This window comes from Chitinophaga sp. ARDCPP14, from assembly GCF_051362515.1.
In the GTDB taxonomy this organism is placed as follows: Bacteria; Bacteroidota; Bacteroidia; order Chitinophagales; family Chitinophagaceae; genus Chitinophaga.
The window spans coordinates 317,464-342,665 of sequence record NZ_JBKIXB010000006.1 but is presented as its reverse complement, the minus strand read 5'-3'; the positions used below and the strand labels follow the sequence as shown (position 1 = coordinate 342,665).

Below are 25,202 nucleotides of genomic sequence, written 5' to 3'. Positions count from 1 at the left end.
TTTTTATTTAGATAAGATACCCGGAGAAATTTCTTTCGACGTGTACACTATTTTCCCGTTCACGATAGTGGTGTGAATATTTATCTTGTCGTCGAAGATGACAACATCCGCGTCCTTCCCTTTTTCCAGGGTTCCTTTCCGGTCCTGTATGCGGAGAATAGATGCAGGTGTTTCACTCATCATCCTTACGGCATCCCGCAGGGGAATGGTGGCCAGTTCCACCATGTTCCGTACTAACCGGTCGGCGGTAGCCACGCTTCCGGCAAAAGCGCTGCGATCGGGCAGCTTGGCCACGCCATCTTCCACCAGCACGTTCAACCCATCTTTAAGGCTGCCCAACACCGAGGGGCCTTCCGGCATAGCCGCTGCGCGCATGGCATCGGTGATCAACGCCGTGTGTTCGGGCCCTTTAATTTTATACACCAGTTTCAGCAACGGTGCGGGCAAATGAACGCCATCGGCAATAATCTCTACGGTCATGCCATCAATCAAATAAGCGCTTTCTATCACCCCCGCATAGCGGTATGCGTTGCGCCGGGACACGCCGGACATACAGGAATAAAAATGCGTGGCATGTGTAAAGCCCGCTTCATAGCCTTTTACCACTTCTTCATAAATAGCATCGGTATGCGCCAGTGCCGCCAGGATATTCCTGCTGGTTAAGTATCTTCCAAACTCGGGCGCTCCAGGCAACTCAGGAGCGGCGCTCCATCTTTTGATGGCCGGGGAACGGGAAAGTATTTCCATGTATTCAGCCGGGTCCGGGTTACGGATATAGCGCGGATCCTGCGCTCCTCTCTGCTGCATGGAAAAATAAGGTCCTTCGATATGCAGGCCAACGAAGGCCGCGCCTTTATCATTCCCCTTATCCGCCTGTTCGTAAATAGCCAGCGTATCCAGCAAATCCTGCTTGCCGCAACTCAGCGTAGTGGGCATCATGGCGGTGGTGCCAAAGCGCGCATGCGTAATGGCAATCTGATGGAAGGCTTCGATGGTATTATCCATAAAGTCGTGGCCGCCGCCGCCATGCACATGCATGTCTATAAAGCCAGGCGCAATGTATTGCCCGCGGGCATCTATCTCTATGGCGCCGGGCACGTCTATCTGCTGATCGCTTACCTCAGCAATAACGCCATCAGCGATAATCACGCAACCACCGGGAATAGTGCGTTGCGGTGTAAGCACCGTTCCGTTATATATCTTCAGATAGTTTATCATTTATTAATAGTTTTCCGGTTCCAGCTTCTCAAGCCAAATGCATAAAATGCGTAAAAGATCAGGTAGCTATAGCAGGGCAACAACACCAGGTAAGCCAACCGCAAACCATACCTATCGGCCCAGTATCCATACAGCAGCGGCAAAATGGCATTGCCGCATAACCCCATTACCAGTAAGGAGGCGCCCGTTTTTATAAAACTCCCCAGGCTGTCGAGTGCCAGCGGCCATATTCCCGCCCATATCATGGAATTGGCAAATCCCAGCAGCACAATGCACCATACAGAAATATCCGTGTGGTGTCCCAGCAGCGTTACGTTTCCCTGTATAAAAGGAATCATACAGCTGAACAACAGTCCCAATACAGTGCAGATACGTAACGCCACCAGCTGCGAAAGAAACCGCGGTATCAATAATATACCCAGTATATAACCGGTGATGGTAGCCGCTAAAGTATACGACGGAAATACCTTTGCTTCAAGGAATGGCATCCCCATACCGGAGGCGTAGTTAATGATACTGTCTACCGCAATCACCTGCGAACCTACATGAAAAAAAATGGCCACTGCTCCCAAAACCAGGTGCGGAAATTCCAATACACTTTTCCGGTTTTCATGTAAAGCAGCCGTGTCGCCATGCCCGGTATCAGTATCAATTTCCGGTAAAGGAGAAAATCTTATCAATAATCCCAACAAAAATAAAACAACAGATACCACTGCATAAGGAACAATCACCCGTTGGATCAGCTGGTCCAGTATCAATTCTTTTTCCGGTCCCTGCATCGCGGGGAGCGCCTTGAAAAGCGTTTGATCACCAGGCCGGATGATGGCCACCGCAAATAAAAGCGGCGCCAGTATCCCCGCAGCTTTGTTGCATATGCCCATGATGCTGAACCGCTGCGCGGCGCGCTCTTTATCGCCCAGTATAGTGATGTACGGGTTGGCGGCAGTTTGCAAAACGGCCAGCCCCAGACCAATTGTAAAAAGTCCCGCCAGGAAAACAGGATAAGCCCTCGTAAAACCTGCGGGTACAAAAAGCAGTGTACCGGAAGCCATGATCCAGAAACCAATCATCATCCCCTTGCGGAAGCCGGTTTTCTTCAGCAGGTAACCGGCCGGCAACGACATCACCAGGTAGGCAATATAAAAAGCAAAAGCTACCAGGTAGGATTGAAAATTATTCAGCTCACAGCCTATCTTAAAATAAGGGATCAGGATAGCATTGATCCAGGTGACCATCCCAAAAATAAAAAACATCAACCCGATGATCACAATAGATATCGTGTCTTCCCTCCGTTTGTACAATACGCCCTGTATATTCATATGTGTCATTTGTTGGCCTCCAGCTTATTTCTTAACTGATTCCATCTTTCATTACGCAACGTGTTCTCTGTTTCAATTTCCGCCGGAAACATTATTTCCTCATTCATCAGCGAAAAGCGTTTGTTCAGCTCCTCCGGCTTCAGTGCATCCAGCTGTTGCAGCAAACCGGCCGCCTGATCCCGGGTATAATTCACACTATTCATTTTTGCTTCTATCATTAAACAAGACAGGTAATAGATCCTGATATCACTCATTAACAGGAAATGACCAAAGCTGGCTTTATTAGCAGACGGTTGAAGGGAATATAAAACCCTGGCTGTTTCCCGCGCACTGTCCAGCAAAGCGGCGAGCGAAACACCCGGCTTTACCACCGCGCCCTGCGACACCTCATAAGGCGCTTTCTTCAGCGCGTTCCAGCAGGCAAGGGCCTGCGTTTCATTAAAGCCATAGGTATCTTTGCAATACCGGGTAATGAATTTCGTTACTTCCAGCGGGCGGGTGGTACGCAAACTTTCAAAATACGCGGCTATCAGCATATCAAACCCCGCAATGGGATACACCCGGCGGATCGCATAGAGATCTGTGATATCGCTGCCCGATTCAAACACCGGGGAATACAACCCGGAGGTGGACCAGGAAGTCATGACCATACCACGGTAACCTAACTTCCGCGCCTGCGGGATAAAGTCACGGATATTATTAAAATGCTTCTCCCAGTCGGTCAGGAAATAATTATCCGGCCCACTCCGGATAGCCGGGGAACCCCATATTTCAAACCCGCTGTGCATAAGCTTTTCATGATCGCCAAAACGATTGAGGGCCCAGCCATAGTTCCAGTCAATAAAAACAGTTTGCTTCGGCAACCCCTGTAATGCATCCGGGTATTTCAACGCAATATCTGCCCATACGACCGGTATTTTGCCCAGGCTCACCACTACCTCGCACAGCATTTTGATGTAATCGCCATACAAACGCCCTTTGCCCACTTTCGCCACTTTTTGTTTCGACGCTTCTGAGTGACCAAGCAGGTAAGTTTCATCCCCACCAATATGAATATACCGGGAGGTATGTGTGGAGATAAGATCCTTATACAATTCGCTAAAAAGGGTTTTGCACGCCGCTTCTTTGGTAGGATTTACCTGGGAGTAATCTTTCTGGTCTTCCCGGAGCTCCCGGTAGCGCCAGTGCCGTAGAATATATTCAACATGCCCAAAGCTTTGCTGGAGGGGAATCACATCTATCCCCAACCCGTTACAATACTTTACAAAATCAACAATCTCCGTTCGCGTATAGGCGTAGCGGTTGGAAATAACAGCGTGTTGCTGATAAGGATAAGTGGCCTCCCACTCCATCACCAGCGTGTTGATGCCATGCCCGCTCAGCTGCCGTGCAAATGCTTTCAACGCCGGCATTTTCATCACCTGTATGCGCAGGTCGAGATGAAAACCTTTCACACGGAAAGTATCCGCCTGGCCATTCACCGAAAGATACATGACCAATATAAACACTGCTGTTAATACCCGCTTTGCCATCATATACTACTGGTTTTTATTATTTACGTGTGTTCATTTCAGTAAGTTGAATACAGCACCTGTTAAAGAATTCGCGCCTTGTACGTCATAATCGCCTGTCCAGATATAAGCGCCCAGGAAGCCGTTCTGTTTCAGGTAAGTGGCTTTCTGCGTTACCAATGGCAGGCCATTAAAATACACCCCTTTGGAGATATCCGCGTACTCCTTGTCTGATGCTGAGGGCACTGCTGCCAGGATATCTTTATAAGGAATATAGTTGTACGACGACCAGCCCAGGTTATTCCCGTTTGCATCGAGCTGGTTATACCTCAGCCCGAACGCCGGTATGCCGATTACCAGTTTTGAAGCAGGGTATTTCGCTTTCCACAGCAACGCCCCCGTCACAAAATAATCATATCCTGAAGGCTGGCCCGGAATTTTACCCGGCCCTACATGCACGCCATCTTCAAAGGCATGCACATTCAGCCAGGTGGCGGCGGAGAGATCCGGGTAACGGTCGTGGTATTGATTGGTAGGCACCGTTACTGAAATAATAGCGCCTGCACCCAGTGCTGCCCGCAGCTCATTCAATAACAAACCCGTTGCCGCAATGTTGGCATTAATAATAGCGGAAGAAGCGTTGATGTCGGTCATCATAATATCTACGCCATCCATTTTCTTTGCGGCAATATAACTTGCAATGGCCTTCACCAGTGCCGCTCTTTTTGCCGCATCGGTGATCACGGCGCCAAAATTATTACTCTGGCTTACGCTCCATCCGTCGCCCGACAATGCGCCGCTTACACTCAGCAGCACCGGCACGCCGTTGAGATGCGCCCTGCCTGTCAGCTCTTCGGCTTTCCGGTAAGGCTCCCCTTTTGAGATATCCATCACGCCTGCAGCCGATAGAGTGGCTACTTTATAAGCCAGGTGCGTGATCGTGTTCCAGTCGATATACTTATAACCGGCCGTATCATTCAGGTAGGCCAGCACAACGCCGGCAGCCGCCTTTTTCTGATAGGTGTCCGGCACTACAAAAACGTCGCGGTACCGGCTGGTGGTCATGCCTTCATAAGACACATCGAGCTTTATACGGAAAGCACCGCCGGTGGTGGCCTTGAAGGCAAAGGTATCGGCAGTGGACACTTCTTTATCATTCACCTTCCAGGAAATAGCCACTTTGCCGCCGGGAGAAAATTGCATGCCGGTGAAGGGCAGTTGCTCTCCCATCATCAACACCCTCACACTATCGCGGCTTTCCGGGAACAGGGCCGCTTCATTGAATACGCGCGGTGTAAATGGCCGTCCATCGGACTGTTCATCCGCTTCTTCTTTTTTACATCCTGCTATACAATAGCAGCAAACCGCCAGCAATAAATAAATGGATCGTTTCATCAGTTAATATTTTTATTCCTGTGTTTGGATGTTTATTCTTTGTCCCACCATACTCTCTTCAGCCAGTCATCTTCGTTTATCCGCTCAATGGCAGCCTGCACATTCACGGTGTTCTGCTCTTTTTCTGATAACGGATACTGAAACCGCCGCGGTATCGTCAGGGAGGTGGATTCATTGTTGGGAGTAGCTACCAGTTCGGGATAGCCGGTCCTGCGCCAGTTGGCAAACAGTTCTGGCCCGTTCAGCATCAAAGCGATCCACAACTGGTTATTGATCTGCTTCAATTCCGTGCCCGGCTGCAGCGGGTTATTCGTTAAGAAATCCGCTATTTCCGCATCGGGGATCACCGGCCCGCCGGGGTAAAGGCTCAGCTGTTTCATGGCTGCCTCTACCCCCTTCTGATAATGCGTAGCCGCATCCGCTCCCAGTGTGAGCCCCAGGCGCACGGACGCATCTGCCAATAACAACTCCACTTCTGCATAGGTCAAATGCAGGAAGGGAGCGTTATTGCGCATAAAACAAGTATTCATCTCACATTTCAAATCACCGTTCACTGCGTTATAATTGGCGCCATTGGCGAGTTTTACGGTAACCGGACCTACCCAGTCGTCATACACATATTTCCCGGGCTTCGATCCCACCAGCCCCAGCACACTGGCTTTTACCTGCGCGGTAATATCTTCCCTTTCAAAGGGCTTCAGCGGCACGTTCTGCTTGTAACAACGCGGAATGTAATTCACCCGCGGGTCGTTGGTATTTTTCAGCTGATCCAGGAAAGTCGTCACCAGCTTCGGCATGGCACTCTGCTGATTGATGGCGGCTGACACAGAATTACCCCGCAGGTCTGAATAATTATTCTGGATATCCATGTGCTTCGTCATGCAGTTATCAGCGTTGCTCATCATCACGCCGCCATCGGCATTAAAGGCTTCCTGCACTTCTTTCTTTGCCTTTTCGGCATCACGCTTCACCAGGCGCAGGGCCAGCCTGATCCGCAGCGAATTGGCAAATTTCTTCCAGGCAACAATATCCCCCTTGTAAAAAATTTCATTGGATACTTTGTCCTTAGCCGGATCCAGTTGTGCAGATGCCGCTTTCAGTTCTTCAAGAAAATTATTATAAATGTCCTGCTGCAGATCATACACCGGGCGTTTCACCTGGGTGTAAAATGCGCTGCCTGCCTGGGAATAGGGGATATCTCCATAGAGATCTGTTAACCTGGCGAAAGTATATACTTTCATGATCCGGCAGATCGCATTCAGATTAGTTTTTGATGCTACCCCGTTGGTGCGTTCCACGGCATCTACTATATTCACCACATCATTCTGATAACTGTTTTCCCACATTACCCACATCCGCGTAATGTCTTTGATATACATGCCTCCCACCCTTGCATAATAAGCGGCTCCCAGCTGTTGCATCATCGGCATCAGCACAATGCTGTTGGTACGTTCCTGCGTGGAAAGGTCTCCGGAGAACCACAATTGCGCAAAGATCAGCTGGTTCTCGGGGTTTATTTTGCTGGACTTGGTGGGATCGGTATTCAGATCACCGAACTTGCTGCAGGCGGATATCAGCAGCAACAGCGCCAGTAGTATATATCTCATTGAATGATTGCTTTTAGTGTGCATGTCTGTCATGTTTTGATTGATTAGAACTTGACATTCAGGTTAATTCCCCAGCCCCGTCTTGATGGAAGTGATCCATATTCCAGCCCCTGACCGTTACCGTTGTTATAATTTGAATCCGGATCTACGTTGGGAATATCTTTATAGATGATAAAAGGATTTCTCGCTACTAAACCAACCGAAGCATCTTTGATGCCCAACCTCCTGTTGAAGGTTCCCGGCACGCGGTAAGACAACGTGATTTCCCGCACCTTCACATAGGTGGCCTTGTAAATAAACGGTACCGCAATACCATTACCATCGGAGTAAAAGCCGCCCCAGTAAACAGAAGGATCCACTGCCCGCGTGTTTTTAGTGTACACCGGTTTGCCCCCGGCGTCCGTGCCGGTTTGCACTACACCTTCAGGCACATATCCTTTTACGTTTCCTGCCGCCTGCCATTCGGCCGGCGTCTTTTTCGCGGCGAGCCTTTCCTGTTCGGACAGGATCCATTCTTCGCGGCCGGGCAAGGTTTTCACGCTGCTGCCCCTTACCACGGAGAACAGGTCGGTCATCGAGAAAATATCAGCGCCGTATTTGATATCGAATGCCGCATTAAGACTGAAATTTTTATAGGTAAACCTGCTCATCACACCACCGGTCCAGTCGAACACGCCCTTGCCCAATACTCTTCTGTCGGCCGTAGGCATGGGATTCAGGGAAGATGGGTTAAGGATAATGTTTCCGTCCGGATCGCGCTGGTAGTCGTATCCAAGGATAGCGCCGTATTGCTGACCGGGCATAGCGGCTACCAGCAGGCCAAGCCATCTTGCTTCTGATAAAGCAATAAACGGTACATCGTCTGCCAGCGATTCAACTTTATTAACATTGCGGGCAAAATTTAATGTAAGATCCCAGGAGAAGTTCTTTTTAGATACCGGTGTGCCGGACAGTAACAATTCTATTCCCTTATTGGTGATCATACCGGCATTGATGATCTGCTTTGGGAACCCGGAAGAGATAGGCGCCGGCACAATATTGATCTGGTCCCTGGAATGGGAAGTATAATAGGTGGCGTCGAAATTAAGCCGGCCATTAAAGAACTTCAGGTTAGTGCCCGCCTCAAATGAGCGCGTCCTGGTGGGTTTCAGGTTAATGTTTGGTAATATTTTCGTGGCCAGGTTAGCCGGCTGCACCCCATTGAATGCGAGTGGGTAAAGACTGTAATACACATCCAGCATATAAGGGTCGGTGTCGTTTCCTACTTCCGCCCAGGAGGCCCTGAGTTTACCGAACGATAATACATCGCTCTTCATTTTAAACGCATCGGTAAAAATGAAACTGGCAGATACAGAGGGATAAGTATATACGTTGTTATTTTCAGGCAGGGTCGACGAAGCATCTGTTCTCACCGTAGCGTCGAGGTACAGGTAATTCTTATAGCCAAAGGTGAACAGTCCATACGCCGATCTGATCTCCCTGCGCAGGTTATTTTCTTCAATGCTTTTATCCTGGTAGCTGTTGATGCTGATCACATCTGTGACCGTCATATTGGAATAGGTAGCGGTAGTGCCTTTCCTGATACGCTGGTTAAAGCTGGCGCCCAGGCGTGCAGAAAAATTGAGATCGGGTGTGATCTTTTTAGTGATGGTAGCCATGAAATCGGCCTGGGTAGTGGAATACTTCTGGTCCAGTACATTCATCATACCCGAAAGCGCCAGCGGTGTGGTACGCGGACTGTATTTCCGGTAGTTCAGGAAAGTGATATCGGTGGAAGCTCTTGCGAGGAAACTAAGCCAGTTGTTAACCGTATAGGTGGCGTTGAAAGCACCGGTGAGCCTGTCTTTCAGCGTAACATTCGACATTTCATAGAGTATCCAGTAAGGATTCAGGCGGTAAGCGCCACCACCCCATTCCACGTACTCGCCCTGTGCGGATTTATAGGTATCGGAAAAAACAGATTGATCGATGTTGTTAGCCAGGCCGTTAAAGTTTTGCCCGATGTTGGTGGGTGCATCTCCCAGTCCTGCCCTGTTGTTAACCCTTTCATTCAGATAGGTGGCTCTTACATCCACATCGAGTTTAGTTCCGAATTTAGACCGGCCGCTGAAAGTAAAATTATTACGGCGGATATCACTGTTCGGCAGGATGTCTTTATACCGCAGGTCTGAAACAGAGAAGCGGAAATTGGACCTGTCGGTGGCATTGGTGAGCGACAACGTATTATTCAAAGAAGATCCGGTTCTGAAGAAGCTGCCGAAATTATCTTTTGCAAGGGCATAGGGCCTGGTTACGCCGTCGAATCCAATGGAATGGATACTGGGATCCAACCGGGGACCAAAGTTGGTGAACATAGTGCTTTGCGCCTGCGATTGATCCAGTGGCAGTTGCCCGGAGCGGCCTTGCCCGTACAGGTATTGGTTGCCATCAACTTTTGTAAGCTGGTTTTCAATAGTAGCGGTACTGCTCAGTTCCACGCCCAGTTCTTTCGACTTCGCGCCTCTTTTGGTAGTGATGAGTATCACCCCGTTGGCAGCGCTGCTGCCGTATAATGCAGCGGCGGAGGGGCCTTTCAATACACTGATCTTATCGATATCATCCGGATTAATAGCGGAGATGGCATCGCCCATGTCCACGCCTTCTGCGAACTTGGTATCGCCTACCTGGCCATAATTGGAGTTATCCATCGGGATACCGTCGATAACATACAGTGGCTGGTTGTTGCCGGTGATACTGGTATTTCCGCGGATGATAACCCTGGACGAACCGGACGGACCTCCCGCGGTGCTGTTGATGATCAGGCCGGGCACTTTTCCTGCCAGGGAGTTGATCACATTGGTTTCTTTTGCTTTATTGATATCCTCTCCCTTTACTTCGGAAAATGCGTAGCCCAGTTCCCGTTCTTCCCGGCGGATGCCGAGTGCGGTAACCACCACATCTTTCAATGTTTCTGAGCGCGACAGCAGCTTCACATTCATGAGGCGTTGTGTTCTGGTGAGAAAACCGGCACGCTCGTAACCAATCATCTGGATGATGATGCTGTCGCCGCCGGCGGCTTTAATGGAATAGGCCCCATCGCCCGCTGAGATGGCGGTTTCCTTACTGTTTTTGTTGAAGATACTGGCGCCGGGAATCACAGCGCCCTTTTCATCGGTGATGATGCCTTTTATAACAGCAGGCGCCTGCGCAGCGGCATAGTGCCGGGAAGCCGCCAACATCGTTATACATAAGTACAGATGTTTAAACTTGACAATTGCATTCATGGTGGTAGTGATTTTGGTTCTGGCCTAATTCGATAGGTACACAGCAGTGATCAATAAATACCCGCCCGGCTTCACTTTATCCGGAATAAAGCGTAGCGCATTTTGGTTGACTGAATACTCCCTGGCAACAACGATGAAATGATACAGGCTGTTAAAAAACGATGGCTGAAAATAAGACCGTTAACGTACACGAAAAAAAGGTAAAAAAGAGGAATCGCCCCAAAAGCACAATTCCATGTACGTTAACGAAGCGATAAAGGAATTACAAAATCCGTCATTTCGTTAACGTACACGAATATAGAAATAAAATTCAGAAAATGCTATCTATCGTAAAATATTTTTTTTCTGGAGAAGTAAAAACAGGGTTAGTTCCTGTAATTGAGATAGTTTTCCCTGGTAATGATATCAATGGGCATATACTGCTGCCGTTCAATGACAGCGGCATGTGTAAGATGATCATATAAGGCCATGATGCCCTTATTCCCCTGCTCCTGTGGTTTCTGGCAGATCAGGAAATCGATCACCGACTTTTTGAGATAGTCGATATTTTCTGCGAGGAAATCATAGCCTATCAGTTTGATGTGCGCCAGACCGGCTTCCTCCAGGTAACGGCCTACGGTAGCCACCCTCGAATTGGTAACAAAAATTATATCCACCGGCGTTTTGCCCAGCGCCTTGTGCAACTTGCTTTTCACGGACTTGTAATCGGTTTGCCGGATATCGGTTTTCCTGATCTGTATATCCGCAGGATGTGCCTTATAGTATGCACGGAAACCTTCTTCCTTTCTCAACAAATGGTGATGCAGGTCCATTTCCCTGGAGATATTCACAATCAGCACCTGCTGCCCTTCCCTCACCAGGTAGCTGATGAGATGCGCCGCCAGGTAACCGCTCTGGTAAAGGTCCGGACCAATGTAACTAAGACTTCCGGCTGTTTCAATATCTGAGTTAATAAATACAAAAGGGATCTTCTTGGCCCGGCATTTTTTTGTGAAGCCCAGCGATTCCTCTTCAAACATAGGCGCCAGCAGAATGCCCTGGTATTCTTTCTTTAAAATTTCATTGGCCCTGGCAGTAAACGTAGTTTTATCGTTCTGATCAAAGAAGTATATTTCCACAGTTACCCCGAAGTCCCTGATCGCGGCAGCCGCCTGCCTGATTCCATTCAGCGGCGCATTCCAGTATCCTGTTTCACCGGAAGCCGCCGGGATCAGCACCGCCAGGTGAAGAAGCCTCTTGGATGCCAGCCGCCTTGCCATAATGTTGGGCTGGTAATCCAGGTCCTTAATAATCTCCAGTACCTTTTCCCTCGTTTTCTCCGCCACACCGGTACGGTTATTCAATACCCTGTCAACCGTGCCTATGGAAACATTCGCCCTCCTGGCAATTTCCTTCACGCCTACCAATGCTGCTTCTTTTGTATCTTTCATTAACTGGTTTATTGAACATTCAATTATTCGGCTTACAGCTGCGAAGTTATGCCTGTTGCAGCAAAACCTGCTATACCAGCCGGTAATACATCAAAAATACTAATTTAATCCTGTTTTCATCTATTCATATATAAGCGTTGCCCGCCACAACAATATCCTGATATTTTTTATCGCAAAACTTGGATATGAAGAAATAAACACTATTTTTGTGTACGTACACGAAATATAGGTAAAAAACCGTTCGCCCAAAAAATACATCTCCCATCATTACTGAAGCATGTTTTAAAAAACAGCTTCCCTGCTGCATCATTATATCACTTCTTTAGTGGCATAACAATGATGGCATGCTAATGTAAAACATCAACCAGATCGCTCTTTCCCGGTATTGCTGCACCGGGACAGGAACAACTATTCAAATATTTCCGCTTATTATTTACCGTTCATTTAAACCAAAAAAAATGAAACAAAAACTAGTCGTATCCGCCCTTCTTGTATTGCTTATTTCCGGCTGCACAAAAATCCGGTATATGCTTAACGCCGGCAAAACGGCGCATATGTCCGCATTGCAACTGGAAGAAACCGGGTTTAAGATAGTCGCCTATCTGCCTAAATATACTTCTACACTCGCAGATCATATCAATGCCTTTGACTTCTCCAAAGTTACCCACCTCAATATCGCTTTCTTTAACCCGGATGTAAATGGTAACTTCCCTGCATCACAAGGCACCGGGCTGGATACCATTGTATCAAAAGCGCATCTCAATAACGTTAAAGTGTTGTTGTCGCTCGGTGGCGGCTCCAATCAGAGTCAGTATGCCAACCTGCTCACCTCCGCCAACAGGGCAGCTTTCATCACCAAAGTGGTAAACCTCGTATCACAATACCATGTAGATGGCATCGATGTAGACCTTGAAGGAGATAACATCGATGAAAACTACGAAGCATTTATTACCGGCCTGTCTACTCAACTCAAACCCAACGGAAAATTACTGACCGCAGCTGTTGCCTGGTGGACACGCGACCGTGTAACAGATTCCTGTCTCGCTGCCTTTGACTTTATCAACGTGATGGCATACGACAAAGCGGGCGACGAACATTCGCCTTACAGCTACGCCAAACAGCACGTGGAATACTGGAAAGGACAAAGAGGATTAGCGGCCGCTAAAATAGTAGTGGGCGTGCCTTTTTACGGGCTATACACCCTGTCCGGTAATTTACAATCCATGAAGTACAGCGAGATCACCGCACAATACCCCGGTGCTGAAAACAAAGACACCGTGCGGCGGCCAGACGGCGCCATAGTTAACTACAACGGCATACCCACCATTCAGAATAAAACGGCGTATGCCCAGCAGGAAGCCGGCGGCATCATGTTCTGGCAGGTGCTCCAGGACGCCACCGGATCACTCTCCCTGCTGAATGCAATTCACGACAAAATAAACAGCAGCACAGGTTGGGAGCATCCCTACATCACCTGGAAATTTGATCTGAGCGCCCCTGCTTCCGCTACCTTCGCTGATTCTACCGCCGCTAAAGCGTCTGTTTCGGTAAAAGGAACACCCGGCTTCCTCCCCGCTCCACCGTATGGCTACGGACGGGTATTTCTGCCGGCCACCTGCGGAGGATACTTTCAATTGCAGCCCGGCGCCAGTCCTCCCAGTTTAAAAGTCGCCGCAAGTTCTACCAATACCCCGGCAAAACTTTCCTGGTATAATATCGATGAGGCGAAACCGCTGGCTGCCCTTACTTTTAATCTCAACCTCAATGCTGCATTAACAAACGGCCAGCTGATCATTCCATTTGGCTACAGCACCACCAGCAGCAGTACCTTTAATAACACCAACCAGCTGACTTCTGTTAGCACACCCGGCGTTTTCGCTGCTATCCGCCTCGACTTTTACGGCGGCAACTTTGCCACCCTCTCCTACCGCAATGCTACTTACGGCTATACTACCATCAACAATACGGTATTCAATAAAACAGGAAATTATAAAATTGAATTATACTGCAATAACAGCAGTGCAGGAGAGAATTATACAAAAGGCGCTTCCACCTATGCATTACCAGCACAAACCTATAACCTGTGGGTAAATGATGTGCTGATACAAGGCGCCGCTTCATTAACAAACTTTCCGGCTACCGGCGAACTGGCCACCCTCAGCACCATCAATAGCTTCTCTTTTAACGCGTCAGGAAACACCGGCACACCAGGTACTACACCGCCAACAAGCGCTAATTCGTTGCTCGCAACGCTGAGTAATATTTTTATCAGCTTTGATCTTAAGAACTGATAAAAGAGAAGAAAAGAATTTTATTTGCAGGAGGTTGTACCAAAAGTACAACCTCTTTTTTTTGATATTTTCGCTGATCAGGTTTATCTTTGAAACATGTATAAAACATTGACATCCAATATTTTTCTCTTTGCTGTTTGTCTAAACACAACGGCAAAACCCTCTGCAAAATCTTGATCCTCAATACCTTACCGATCAAGTCCACGTCACCTCCACATCAACCCCACGTCAACTCCATAGCAAAGGCATCTCCCAAGTATCCCCAAAGCATGTCAAAGGCAATTGCAAAGTATGCGCTATCTCTTGCTCAGGCCATCTTCAAATACACCATCACTTAATTATACGCCCGCTCTGTTACGCTCTTAAAAAAATAAACCTTTCGCCGTTTTAATGAAAATTGTAACTTCGTTGCATATTTTGAATACGCAACAAAAATACCGCCTTCAGCTACTCTCCAGGATTGGGGCCATATTCCTATTGCTTATATTCCTGAGTGCCCCGCTGATAGAGGCTTTCCATCATCATCATTGCACGGCCGGAACAGAACTGATCCTGAAAAAACATACCCCTACCGGTGATCAGCAGTTCCATACTATCCATGTAAAGTGTAAGCTGTGCGATCTGATAAAACACCAGTCGCATCATTTCCTGCCAACACAACTACCTCCCCTGGTATTCATTTCCCCGGTTACAAAAACAACCGTTTCACTTTTCCGCGTACAGGCCTATTCAGGCTATCTGCTCTCCTGTACAAATAAAGGACCTCCCGCTTTCTGTTAAATCATTTACTGCTACCGGATGTAACATCCGGTTCCTGATTTCTCCGCCCCCGCTATCCGGGGGGTGTATCGCTGCTTATATTCTTTTTTATGCTTCAGGCAATATCTTTATCAAAACATTACCAGTCGCACGTTGCGCTGGACAATCTCAACCTGGAAGTTAAGCCAGGTGAAATTTTTTGTCTGCTTGGCCAGAACGGCGCCGGCAAAACCACTACCATCAACCTGTTCCTGGGCTTTACAGCGCCCACATCAGGGAAGGTAATGATCCACCAGCAGGAAGTGCGTCCCGGTGACGCCGAAACACGCAAACACCTGGCGTATATCCCCGAAGTGGTAATGCTGTACGGCAGCTTAACAGCCACCGAAAACCTGGACTACTTCAGCCGGCTGGCCGGTTTTAAGTATGATAAAAACAGGCTCACCACCTTCCTCTCCGATTGCGGCTTACAACAGGAAGCGCATCATAAACATCTCTCCGGATTCAGTAAAGGCATGCGGCAAAAGGTAGGCATTGCCATCGCGCTGGCAAAAAATGCAGACGTGATCCTGATGGATGAACCCACCAGCGGACTGGATCCTAAAGCCACCGATGAATTCACGGGGCTGGTGAGGGAACTCGGCAGGCAGGGCAAATCCGTGCTAATGGCCACCCATGATATATTCAACGCCGTTAATGTAGGCGCCCGTATTGGGATCATGCGCAAAGGTCAGCTGGTGCATACCTTAAATGCCGGCGATATCAATGCCCGCGATCTACAGGAACTATACTTACAAACCATCTAGTTACACACTTCATGAAATTTCTTTATTCTCAGCCAATGGCCAAAAACCTGTTTTTGGCAGCAGGCTTTATATATTTATCAACGGCGGCAACAGCCCAGACAAAGGCCGGCGACACCACCCGGCTGCATGCGGTCACCGATTCCTCCAGGAAAAAGGTAGAACTGCAAACAGTGGAAATCACCGGTACCAACGCACAAAAATATTATGGCGACTACTCCTTCTCTGCCACAAAGATCGCGTCTGCCAACAAAGATATCCCGCAGGCTATTTCTTCGGTATCTAAAGAACTGATCTCCGACCGGCAGGCATCCACGCTGGCCGACGCCGTGAAAAATGTAACAGGCGTTTCCCAAAGCAGCTACTACAACCAGTTTGCCATACGCGGCATCAGCCAGAACGAAGAAGGCGCTATTATCAATGGCATGCGTACACGCCAGTACTTTTTTAATCAACCGCTGACCAATAACCTGGAACGCATTGAAGTGATCAAAGGACCGGCCAGCGCTACTTTCTCCAGTGTAGACCCCGGAGGCAGCATCAATATGGTGACCAAAAAACCACTCACGGAAAACAGGAAGCAGGTCAGCATCTCCACCGGCAGCTTCAGCAGCATAAGAGCTGCCCTCGATTTCACCGGCCCGCTGAATAAGGAAAAAACATTGCTGTACCGCCTGAATATAGGATACGAAAACAGCAAGAGCTTCCGCGACCTGCAATACAAAAAGGCCTACCTGGTTTCACCATCCTTTTCCTATGTGCCTAATCAAAGTACCAGTCTGAATGCGGAGCTGGTGATGAACAACAGCAACTCCAGGCTGGATCGCGGACAGGCAATATTCGGGGCTATCGCCGGGCAAACAAACCTCAACAGCACCCCCATCAGTTTTAATATGGGCGCCAGCAACGATTACTTCAATACACAGGACCTGATGCTGATGATCAGCGGCTCCCATGCCTTTACATCAAAAGTGGTTTTCAACGTTGCCTATATGAAGCAAACCTGGAATGAAGACCTGCTCGAACACCGCACCACCAACGCTTTTGGCGTGGATGAAAACAATCTCCCTATCCCTACCCTCGCTGCTATGCGCGCTGTACAACGGCAACAGAAATGGAATACGGATAACCTGAGCGCTTACTTCAGTATCAACGCCAGCACCGGCACTGTACATCACAAGATCGTGACGGGATACGATCGTATTAACACACAGAAGTACCGTGGCGGCGGCGAAAATTCCGCCCAGGGCCACCGGCTGAAAGACGGAACCATTGCTGCACGGTACGATCCGGCAAAGAAAGATGCCTATCTCTTTAAAACAATTAACGGCGTAAATGCACCGGTTCCTAATGTCGACTTCTTCAACCTCGCCAGTCCCGTTTATACACTTCGGAACCTGGGCGATTATATTTTCAATAAAACAGAGATCCCGCCTGCCTATTATCTCGTTAACGGCGTATACATCCAGGACCAGGTGAATTATCAACAGCTCACCCTCACGCTGGGCCTGCGGCAGGAATGGTATGAAGATTTCAGCAACTATAAACTTCCCGGTGAAAAAAAGATCTCCCAACAGCAACTGCTGCCAAGGATAGGCCTTATCTATGCCATCTCTCCGAATATTAATTTGTACAGTACTTATCTCCGCGGTTACCAGCCACAGGGCAATACCTCCACGCTGGTAATTGTACCTCCGCCGGCAGGCGTCAACTATAAACCGCTGGAAAGCGATCTTAAAGAAATCGGGGCAAAGTCTGAATGGCTGAATGATCTGCTGATGGTGAACATTTCCTTTTTTGAAATCAACCAGAAGAATTTGCTGATGAATGCCAACGATCCGGAAGATGTGAACCGGCTGGTGGAACGCGGCGCACAACGCAGCCGCGGAATAGAACTCGAAGCCTCCGGGTTCATCATGCCCAACTGGCAATTTAATGCAGGCTATAGCTTCGTGGATGCCATCATCCTGCAAGACTTAAACCCCAAACTCATAGGCGAACGCGTACAAAACACGCCAAAACACAGCGGCAGCCTATGGACCCGGTACGACCTGGACGATCACCCGCTGCTGCAAGGAATTGGCTTTGGCGCCGGCATTCAATACAGTGGTAACAAACTACCCTGGTATATCCGCGATTTCACACTGCCGGCGTATACATTACTGGATGCCGCTTTGTATTACAGTCCGGCTAAAACAAGGATACAACTGGCATTGAATGTGGGCAATATCCTGAACAAAACCTATTGGATAGGCGCGCAGAATTATCTCCGCCTGTTCCCCGGCTCTCCCAGAAACCTGATGTTCAACGCTACCTATAAATTCTGATCGCATGAGAACAATTTTTTTGATTGCAGGCAGCACCTGGAAAGCATCATTCCGGAATAAAGCCACGCTGGGCCTCACATTGATCCTCGGACTGGCATTGTGCCTGGCCATGTACATCGGGTGGCAGAACTTCAACATCCAGAATGGCCAGCGGCTGAAATATAAACAAATCGTCCGCCAGCAATGGCTGGCAAAACCAGATAAGCACCCGCACCGGATGGCCCACTACGGCTATCTCGCGTTCCGTGATAAACATGAACTGAGCTTCTTTGATTTTGGCATTGAAAGCTTTGCGGGCGTATCCATTTTCCTGGAGGCGCACAAACAAAATACCGTCAACTTCAGCGAAGCTGGCTTCTCCAATGGCATGCTCCGTTTCGGGGAAATGAGTGTAGCCATGGTGTTACAACTGCTTGTTCCATTGCTGATCTTTTTCCTGGGATATAACAGTATTTCCGCGGAGCGCGAAAACGGTACTTTAAAAATACTGCTTTGCCAGGGGGTTAGCTGGCCGGCATTGCTAACGGGAAAAATTGCAGGGATTATTGCCGTCAGCTTTACACTTTTCATCCCGGTTATTTTGCTCACCATTTTCCTGTGGGCAATGCTAAGTCACTGGCAGGTAACGGCCGATGCAAGCATCCGTCTTTTATTACTGGTACTGGCTTACGCGGTATACTTTATCATCTGCACCGGCATTGCCGTAGTGGTATCCGCGGTGCACAAAACATCGAGGGCCGCGCTTACTACGCTGCTGGCCTGTTGGGTGTTTTTCACTATTGTGATGCCGCGGATTACCCAGGCGATCGGCGTTAAAGTGTACCCCTCTCCATCGAAAATTGAATTTGCGGCTGCCGTTGAATCAGACCTGCACCAGCAAGGCGACAGCCATAACCCGGACGATCCGCACTATGCGAAATTCAGGGCAGATGTTTTAAAACAGTATGGCGTAAGTGATGTGAAACAATTGCCCTTTAACTACGGCGGCTATGTGATGGCCGAAGGAGAAAGAATTTCCGCCGGCATTTATACCCATCATCAGAAAGCGCTGACGACAACATTTGAGCAGCAGAACAGCTTCCAGGTGGCTGCCGGCTACCTGAACCCGTTCCTGGCTATAAAGAACCTTTCCATGGCGCTGACCGCCTCCGACTTCAACACGTTTGCTGATTTCCAGGATCAGGCAGAAGTTTACCGCTACGGGCTCGCCCAGCGTATGAACAAATTGCAGAAAGATAAAATCAGCAACACCACACCGGGAGAAAAAGATAAACCTTTAACCATCAGCCGGGCGCACTGGGCAGAACAGGCCGATTTTAAGTATGTGTTTAAACCGGTTGACCAGGTAATGTCACATCACATCAGCACCATCATTTCCTTACTCTGCTGGCTGGCGGCCTTGTTGGGATGCCTGCTGCTGTCAGCAAAATGGGTTAAAACTTTATAACAGCAAATATGAATCAGCATATATATCAATTGGAATACAAGATCTTTTTCAGGAATAAAACGGTATTGACAGGGATACTGATCCTTCTTATCAGCGGGTTGGCCGGGTTATATTTTGGAAAGAATTTTATAGACAGGCAGCAGGAAGTGATTGTCAAAGCCGAAAAACTACAGGCAGAAAATACCGCCAGGAATATTAAATACTTCGGTAAAGAACTGGGATTAATGTTATATCATACCAAATTTTCGATGGCCAACATGCCACGCAACTGGGCGGCATTTTCCAATGGCCAGCGCGACATCAATCCTTATCTCATCGGGGTTACCACCCTGGGCCTGGAAGGACAGCTCTATGATACCGATCTTAACAATCCTTCCACGCTGTTACTCGGCAATATGGATCTTGCTTTTGTATTTATCTTCATATTTCCTCTCATCATCATTGCATTCAGCTATAATTTACTTTCAGGAGAACAGGAGTCCGGTATTTGGGGGCTGCTGCGTTCCCAATCGGCTGTTCCTCTAAAAATACTATGGCGGAAGTTCCTGGTGAGGATGAGTACCGTTTACCTGACAGCGTTGGTATTAATAGCTGCGGCGATTGTTTACCTCCGGCTTGCAGCAGATCTCCGTTTGCTGGCGGTAATCGTGGTATTAAGCCTGTACCTGCTGTTCTGGTTTGCTCTCTCCTTTTGGGTCATCTCCCGGGGAAAGTCCTCCAGCGTTAATGCGGTGACGCTCATTTCATGCTGGGTAGTGCTGAACATACTCGCACCTGCTTTGGTAAATGTTTGGCTTACCCGGAAATATCCCATTCCGGAAGCGTTAGAAACCGTGGTGATGCAACGGGAAGGATACCACGAAAAATGGGATATGGATAAGCGCGTTGCTCTCACCTCATTTTACCGGCATTATCCGCAGTTTAAAAAATACCCGTTCCCGGAAGAACTGGCGTTCAGCTGGTATTGGTATTTCGCCATGCAGCAAAACGGCGATGACCAGGCCGCACCGGGCGCCAGGTCTATGAAACAAAAGCTGGCACAAAGGAACGATTTTACAACTGCAGTGGCGCTTATTCTTCCTGGTATTCAAACCCAGCTTACGCTTAATGGAATCGCCGGATCCGATCTTCAGCAGCACCTGGATTTCCAGCAGGCCATCAGGAATTATCATGAACAGCTACGCCTGTATTTTTATCCGGCCATTTTCCAGGACCAACCGGTTAAAAGTATTGATTGGAGCCAGTTTAAGTTAAAGCGCTATAATGAAAACGGCACCGGCGCCATCTGGCCAGGTGTGCTTTCACTGGCAGTGCTCATTTCACTGTTGTCCGGTGCGGCCATCTATAATTTCGGCAAGAAGATCTATTGAGGAAGTGATTAGGTGCTGCCGCCAGGCGGATATCTTTTCCTGGTGTGCGGGTAAGGTAGTACCTTTAGCACTATGGCAAAAGAAAAAAACAAACCGGTACCGGTGAGATTCGATTTAAAGCTGCTGGAATTGCTGAAGGAAGAAGAGAAGATAGATACACCCCAGCAAGCATTAAACTTCCTGTCGAAGTTCTGGGAAAATAACCGGCCCGCAACTACTGATTTTGCAAATGATTTCAAAACGCTGACACCGGTAGCGCCGGTTGTAAAGAAAGAAAAAACAGATAAGGAAGACGCTTCCTCCCACCCTTCCGGGTTGTCGGGAATCGACCTCCTTATCTGGAAAGCCGAGCAACGGGAGAAAAATAACGACCCCGAAATCTAATTCCGGCTAGTACCGTTTCTTCGGTTTAGGTATTACCGTACTGGTCGAAGGCGAGGCCAGGAAAATACCATTGACTTTTTTGTCGGTGGTTTCCGTAAGCTCGGCGTCATAAGTAATTTTACCACGTTTTATTTCATAGAACTTCGAGGGAACGTAATACATTGAATCGGCAGCGGGGTAAACCTTTGTAACATCACTGCCGCCGAATTCGAGGTCACCATCGCGGTCCCAGTCTTTCACATCCGAGCTCACTGCACTCAACAGGGAATCTGCCAGGGAGTGGTCGATATTAAACACATACAGCCTGTTCTTGTTCGGGCTGCCGTTTACCTCCAGGAAGAGAAAAACGGATTTACCGTTTTCCACCAGGCGGTTGCGTTTACTTTTGTAGTTGATAATATCTTCATGAAGCACAAAAGCTTTATTGCCGTTCACAAAAATAGTTCCTTTATACACCGTGATCAGCTGCTGCTGACTGCTGGTAAAATGTAGTTCATTGGCGGGTTTCTGAGCCATGGCTGGCAAATAAACGGCGAGTAACAGGCATAGTTTGAATAGATGGCGCATCGTAATGTTTTATACTGAAAATTAATAATAATTATTTAGTAGCCCTAAAATAGTGTGATAAAAAACAATGCCTCACTTTTTTACGCTGCAAACAACTGCCTTTCCCGCCTGCCCGGAATAGAGCCGGTATTTCAACGCCCGCTGCATACGGGCGTTGAAATACCGCTACCTGCTTATAGCTCCGTCCAGGTAGTACCTCCGTCTGCATTTCTCCAGCAAAGATGACCGGTTGTTATACTCCAGTCGTTATAAATGATGGTTCCTTTGGGTTTCACTTCTGTTGGCACCACTGCTGCATAAGATAAATGATGATCTATGCCCGCTGCCTCCAGGCCGGTATAAGCTGTTACCTGTTTAAAGTCAAGTGTAGCCACGGAAAATGATCTTATTCTCAGGTTCGCTGTCCCGGATGTTAATATTACTCTTACAAACGCTACATTATCCGCTACATTAAAGCTGGTTGGGTATTCAACATCTGAGTTGTTCAGGTAACACCCTCCAAATTGCCCTGTATTAACTATTGTCAAATGTGGTGAAAAGAGGTTGGCGCCGATTACAGGCGTCAATATATTGCCTGCACTGTCGTAGCAAACCACCGATACCCTTCCTCCGAAGCCTGTATCCACATTCTTTCTTACAATAAACTTTTTCGCAGACGATGTATTGATAAAAACGCCTATGCCGGTGTTCCCGGATATCTCCACGTAACTGCTGGTTACCCCTGCAATGAGCCTTGATGGTAACACAGCGCTGCTGGCTTTATCGGCGCAGTGCAATCCCCTGAAAAAGTAACTGGTAGCGTTATACCTGTTGATATGCAGGGGCAGGAAAAGTGATTGCCAGCAATTGCTGTTATTGACAGCGTCATTATAATAGTTCGGATAGTTAGCCACCCGGTTGTTACGGGCCTTACTTCCATCCTCTATCTGGATAGCGGCATTGTTTACCTCATTGGCAGATAAGTCGGTGTACCCGATATAAACACTGTTCTGCACACTATCCTCGCCAGTGATCTTCAGGGAGCACTTCCCACTGTTCTCGTTTCTTGCATCCCATATCCGGTTATTAATTCCCCGGTTGATTAGTACGGCACGGCATTCCGTAACGGTTGGATCAGTTATGTATGATGCGCTCAACTCAAAACTGGGTTTGTAAAATACATTGTTGTTGGGAATATGCGCTGTTGTTCCCGACATGCCAATCCTGACACCATATCTTGCTTTGTTCGCCAGGCCGCTTAGTGAGTTTACGGCAAACCGGCCGCCGGTAAAAACATTTTCATTACAAAACCCGTCTGTTCCCGACGCCTGGAGATCCAGCTGTATTTTGCCATCTTTCAATGTCCCTATCCCCACCCGGTTGTAGGCGCATTGCACACTACCCATGAGCTGCGCGTTAATGGTAAAGGAACTTACAAATTCCAGGTTTAATCTTGATGATAAAAGGTTAATAAGCTTTACGCCGATACAGCTTTCATTCGTCCAGCCCGATATGGTTTCTTTCACGATCCGGATGCTGAGTTTGACGGATGCATTACTTGCACCGTCACTTCCTATTACCATGCCTGGCAGTGAATCAGTGGGGTCAACAAAACTCACCGGCGCCTCCATTTCCACATTCACACCTGCGCCGATATTCAGGGTAGCGCTACAGGTATACCGGTCGCCCCTGGGAAAATACAATGTAGGCTTATTCCCATAATAGCTGGTACCCGGATCAGGCGAAGTGACGGAGTAGGCATTTACTACCTTGACGGCATCCTTCAGTGCATTGGTTGAATCAACAGCAGGATTTCCTAAAGCGCCAAACCACAGGACATTTATGATATTGCCATCAATATTCCTGATCCATCTGCCTGGACTGCCCGTCACCTCAAATATAGTACCCAGGTTGGCAGCTAGTGAAGAAGTGCTATCCCAATAAAATACCCCTTCTCCTCCATCGGCCGGTTCAAGATATCCTAACAGATGGCTAAGTTCCCCATTCGTTGTGCCGGCAGTTGCCTTCAATTCATTTACATTTTGAAACGTCATTTCTAATTTATTTGTGGGTTTTCAATAAAGAAATTGTCTTTATAAAAATCCACTTCCCATACGCATTGTAAATGCGTATAAAAATATTTACCACCAGAAGCTTTTTAAAAAAGAAATACACAGATTCCTGTTACCGTTTAAAACCCTATCTTCGGTATCACAACCACCCAAACGCAGGATGATTGAAATAAAAGACCTGGACCATAGCCCGCTCCCCGACAAGCCAAGGCGCATCATGAAGTATGTATTGGTATACTGTACATCAGGAAAGCTCCATGTACAGGTAGATCATACCGCATTTGACCTGAATCCGGGCGATGTGATCACTATCACCTCCGGACAGATACACTGCATTCAGCCGCTTCAAAATACCAAAGGATTTGTACTGGAATTTACACTGGACTTTTTCTGCAAAGATGATAAGGACATTGAACTGATTTTTCACAACGGGCTTTTCTGCCACTTCGCCATGAATGAAGTAATCCCCGTGGATAAAGAGATCGTCGAAACACAACTCACCCTCATCCGGGAAGAATTACAGGAGCAGCCTTACCAATACCTTATTTCTGTGCATAGCCGCGTGGCGCTGATACTGGTATCTATCAACCGGGCAAAGGTGAAACGTGGCGATGAAATCTGGAAACCGGAAGCCCTCTTCCTGAGATTCCTGGAAGCAGTAAGGGATAACTTTGAGCATAACTATCCCCTCGCGCAATTTGCCAAACTGCTTGGCACTACCGAAGCAAAGCTCAATGAACTGGCAAAACTCCATGCCGGCAAAACAGCCCAGAACGTGATTTATGGCCTCGTTACCTCTGAAGCAAAACGGCTGCTTACCTATGGCGACCTGTCCGTAAAAGAAGTCGCTTATAAGCTCGGCTTCAACGATCCCTTCTACTTTTCCAACTTCTTCAAAAAACAAACAGAAATCTCCCCAAAACTGTATAAAGAACAATTCTCGCTTTAAATATTACATGCTTTTTGCAGGATTCTCTATTCCCTGGGGTCCCTATAAACCGCACCTTTGTATCAGGTTAACAATTAAACAACTGGTACATGAAATCTTATCAGCACATCGCTTCCCTGCTACTCCGCCTTGCACTGGCAACAGGCTTCTTATCCGCGGTAGCAAGCAGGCTGGGGTTATGGGGGCAACAGTCATCCGGGTGGGGAAAATTCCTGCAGTATACAGCACAGGTAAATTCATTTGCACCGCAAAAACTGGTCCCTGCCCTCGCAGTAGCCAGTACCATCCTGGAAACATTATTGGGTATTTTACTGTTGCTGGGGTTCAAAACATCGCTGGCAGCCATCAGCGCCATGATACTCACCCTGCTGTTTGCGCTCACCATGACCTATTCCTTTGGGCTGAAAGAACCCCTGGACTATTCCGTTTTCACCTTCAGCGCAGCCGCTTTCCTTTTAGCAACAATGCCTCCAAGCAAATGGAGCATGGATCAATACTTCACCAAATAAAA

The 25,202-nt window shown here is 48.0% G+C and carries 18 protein-coding genes; 9 read left to right on the top strand and 9 right to left on the bottom strand.

Annotated elements, in window-relative coordinates; all coding sequences use genetic code 11:
- Positions 1–3: 3 nt before the first annotated feature.
- The 7 genes from nagA to ACLHR0_RS18730 form a co-directional block, all read right to left on the bottom strand.
- Positions 4–1,218, bottom strand: coding sequence for an N-acetylglucosamine-6-phosphate deacetylase (gene nagA / locus ACLHR0_RS18760; protein ID WP_436488627.1), 1,215 nt, complete (start codon positions 1,216–1,218; stop codon positions 4–6).
- Positions 1,215–2,537 (bottom strand): sugar MFS transporter, encoded by a 1,323-nt coding sequence (locus ACLHR0_RS18755; RefSeq protein WP_436488625.1) that lies wholly within the window; start codon positions 2,535–2,537, stop codon positions 1,215–1,217. Before ACLHR0_RS18755 ends, nagA begins: the two co-directional genes overlap by 4 nt.
- A 5-nt stretch (positions 2,538–2,542) precedes the next feature.
- Positions 2,543–4,072: a beta-N-acetylhexosaminidase gene (locus ACLHR0_RS18750; RefSeq protein ID WP_436488623.1), complete on the bottom strand. Its 1,530-nt coding sequence runs from the start codon at positions 4,070–4,072 to the stop codon at positions 2,543–2,545.
- A 30-nt stretch (positions 4,073–4,102) separates the two neighbouring features.
- The gene (locus tag ACLHR0_RS18745) at positions 4,103–5,443 is read right to left on the bottom strand and encodes a glycoside hydrolase family 18 protein (protein WP_436488621.1); all 1,341 of its coding nucleotides are present in this window, start codon (positions 5,441–5,443) and stop codon (positions 4,103–4,105) included.
- A 32-nt stretch (positions 5,444–5,475) separates the two neighbouring features.
- Complete coding sequence (locus ACLHR0_RS18740; RefSeq protein ID WP_436488619.1) at positions 5,476–7,050, bottom strand: SusD/RagB family nutrient-binding outer membrane lipoprotein; 1,575 nt, start codon at positions 7,048–7,050, stop codon at positions 5,476–5,478.
- Positions 7,051–7,094: 44 nt separating this feature from the next.
- Positions 7,095–10,313 carry a SusC/RagA family TonB-linked outer membrane protein gene (locus ACLHR0_RS18735; RefSeq protein WP_436488617.1) on the bottom strand — a complete coding sequence of 1,073 codons (3,219 nt, stop codon included), beginning with the start codon at positions 10,311–10,313 and terminating at the stop codon, positions 7,095–7,097.
- A 365-nt stretch (positions 10,314–10,678) separates the two neighbouring features.
- On the bottom strand, positions 10,679–11,743 hold the full coding sequence (locus ACLHR0_RS18730; RefSeq protein ID WP_436488615.1) for a LacI family DNA-binding transcriptional regulator: 1,065 nt from the start codon (positions 11,741–11,743) through the stop codon (positions 10,679–10,681).
- 458 nt (positions 11,744–12,201) lie between these two features.
- Here ACLHR0_RS18730 and ACLHR0_RS18725 point away from each other — a divergent pair, with 458 nt between their 5' ends.
- From ACLHR0_RS18725 to ACLHR0_RS18695, 7 genes are all read left to right on the top strand, one after another.
- A complete protein-coding gene (locus ACLHR0_RS18725; protein ID WP_436488613.1) occupies positions 12,202–14,034 on the top strand; it encodes a glycosyl hydrolase family 18 protein in 1,833 nt (610 codons plus the stop codon).
- A gap of 390 nt (positions 14,035–14,424) precedes the next feature.
- Positions 14,425–14,814 (top strand): hypothetical protein, encoded by a 390-nt coding sequence (locus ACLHR0_RS18720; protein ID WP_436488611.1) that lies wholly within the window; start codon positions 14,425–14,427, stop codon positions 14,812–14,814.
- 89 nt (positions 14,815–14,903) lie between these two features.
- A complete protein-coding gene (locus ACLHR0_RS18715) occupies positions 14,904–15,599 on the top strand; it encodes an ABC transporter ATP-binding protein (RefSeq protein WP_429060742.1) in 696 nt (231 codons plus the stop codon).
- A gap of 11 nt (positions 15,600–15,610) precedes the next feature.
- A complete protein-coding gene (locus tag ACLHR0_RS18710) occupies positions 15,611–17,923 on the top strand; it encodes a TonB-dependent siderophore receptor (RefSeq protein ID WP_436488609.1) in 2,313 nt (770 codons plus the stop codon).
- A gap of 4 nt (positions 17,924–17,927) precedes the next feature.
- Complete coding sequence (locus tag ACLHR0_RS18705) at positions 17,928–19,370, top strand: ABC transporter permease (protein WP_436488607.1); 1,443 nt, start codon at positions 17,928–17,930, stop codon at positions 19,368–19,370.
- A gap of 8 nt (positions 19,371–19,378) precedes the next feature.
- Positions 19,379–20,740, top strand: a complete 1,362-nt coding sequence (locus tag ACLHR0_RS18700) for a DUF3526 domain-containing protein (RefSeq protein WP_436488605.1) — start codon at positions 19,379–19,381, stop codon at positions 20,738–20,740.
- Positions 20,741–20,812: 72 nt separating this feature from the next.
- Positions 20,813–21,124: a hypothetical protein gene (locus ACLHR0_RS18695; RefSeq protein ID WP_370911729.1), complete on the top strand. Its 312-nt coding sequence runs from the start codon at positions 20,813–20,815 to the stop codon at positions 21,122–21,124.
- A 6-nt stretch (positions 21,125–21,130) separates the two neighbouring features.
- Here ACLHR0_RS18695 and ACLHR0_RS18690 read toward each other — a convergent pair whose 3' ends face one another.
- Positions 21,131–21,691 carry a hypothetical protein gene (locus ACLHR0_RS18690; RefSeq protein WP_436488604.1) on the bottom strand — a complete coding sequence of 187 codons (561 nt, stop codon included), beginning with the start codon at positions 21,689–21,691 and terminating at the stop codon, positions 21,131–21,133.
- A gap of 173 nt (positions 21,692–21,864) precedes the next feature.
- A complete protein-coding gene (locus ACLHR0_RS18685) occupies positions 21,865–23,724 on the bottom strand; it encodes a hypothetical protein (RefSeq protein ID WP_436488602.1) in 1,860 nt (619 codons plus the stop codon).
- A 178-nt stretch (positions 23,725–23,902) separates the two neighbouring features.
- Between ACLHR0_RS18685 and ACLHR0_RS18680 the strand changes: the two genes are divergently transcribed.
- Complete coding sequence (locus tag ACLHR0_RS18680; protein WP_436488601.1) at positions 23,903–24,691, top strand: helix-turn-helix domain-containing protein; 789 nt, start codon at positions 23,903–23,905, stop codon at positions 24,689–24,691.
- Positions 24,692–24,780: 89 nt separating this feature from the next.
- The gene (locus tag ACLHR0_RS18675; RefSeq protein ID WP_436488599.1) at positions 24,781–25,200 is read left to right on the top strand and encodes a DoxX family membrane protein; all 420 of its coding nucleotides are present in this window, start codon (positions 24,781–24,783) and stop codon (positions 25,198–25,200) included.
- Positions 25,201–25,202 lie beyond the last annotated feature (2 nt).

What these genes read in the sequence shown, in the direction of transcription:
- nagA (WP_436488627.1), bottom strand. Translation starts at nt 1,218, where the DNA reads ATGATAAACTATCTGAAGATATATAACGGAACGGTGCTTACACCGCAA.
- ACLHR0_RS18755 (WP_436488625.1), bottom strand. Translation starts at nt 2,537, where the DNA reads ATGAATATACAGGGCGTATTGTACAAACGGAGGGAAGACACGATATCT.
- ACLHR0_RS18750 (WP_436488623.1), bottom strand. Translation starts at nt 4,072, where the DNA reads ATGATGGCAAAGCGGGTATTAACAGCAGTGTTTATATTGGTCATGTAT.
- ACLHR0_RS18745 (WP_436488621.1), bottom strand. Translation starts at nt 5,443, where the DNA reads ATGAAACGATCCATTTATTTATTGCTGGCGGTTTGCTGCTATTGTATA.
- ACLHR0_RS18740 (WP_436488619.1), bottom strand. Translation starts at nt 7,050, where the DNA reads ATGAGATATATACTACTGGCGCTGTTGCTGCTGATATCCGCCTGCAGC.
- ACLHR0_RS18735 (WP_436488617.1), bottom strand. Translation starts at nt 10,313, where the DNA reads ATGAATGCAATTGTCAAGTTTAAACATCTGTACTTATGTATAACGATG.
- ACLHR0_RS18730 (WP_436488615.1), bottom strand. Translation starts at nt 11,743, where the DNA reads ATGAAAGATACAAAAGAAGCAGCATTGGTAGGCGTGAAGGAAATTGCC.
- ACLHR0_RS18725 (WP_436488613.1), top strand. Translation starts at nt 12,202, where the DNA reads ATGAAACAAAAACTAGTCGTATCCGCCCTTCTTGTATTGCTTATTTCC.
- ACLHR0_RS18720 (WP_436488611.1), top strand. Translation starts at nt 14,425, where the DNA reads ATGAAAATTGTAACTTCGTTGCATATTTTGAATACGCAACAAAAATAC.
- ACLHR0_RS18715 (WP_429060742.1), top strand. Translation starts at nt 14,904, where the DNA reads ATGCTTCAGGCAATATCTTTATCAAAACATTACCAGTCGCACGTTGCG.
- ACLHR0_RS18710 (WP_436488609.1), top strand. Translation starts at nt 15,611, where the DNA reads ATGAAATTTCTTTATTCTCAGCCAATGGCCAAAAACCTGTTTTTGGCA.
- ACLHR0_RS18705 (WP_436488607.1), top strand. Translation starts at nt 17,928, where the DNA reads ATGAGAACAATTTTTTTGATTGCAGGCAGCACCTGGAAAGCATCATTC.
- ACLHR0_RS18700 (WP_436488605.1), top strand. Translation starts at nt 19,379, where the DNA reads ATGAATCAGCATATATATCAATTGGAATACAAGATCTTTTTCAGGAAT.
- ACLHR0_RS18695 (WP_370911729.1), top strand. Translation starts at nt 20,813, where the DNA reads ATGGCAAAAGAAAAAAACAAACCGGTACCGGTGAGATTCGATTTAAAG.
- ACLHR0_RS18690 (WP_436488604.1), bottom strand. Translation starts at nt 21,691, where the DNA reads ATGCGCCATCTATTCAAACTATGCCTGTTACTCGCCGTTTATTTGCCA.
- ACLHR0_RS18685 (WP_436488602.1), bottom strand. Translation starts at nt 23,724, where the DNA reads ATGACGTTTCAAAATGTAAATGAATTGAAGGCAACTGCCGGCACAACG.
- ACLHR0_RS18680 (WP_436488601.1), top strand. Translation starts at nt 23,903, where the DNA reads ATGATTGAAATAAAAGACCTGGACCATAGCCCGCTCCCCGACAAGCCA.
- ACLHR0_RS18675 (WP_436488599.1), top strand. Translation starts at nt 24,781, where the DNA reads ATGAAATCTTATCAGCACATCGCTTCCCTGCTACTCCGCCTTGCACTG.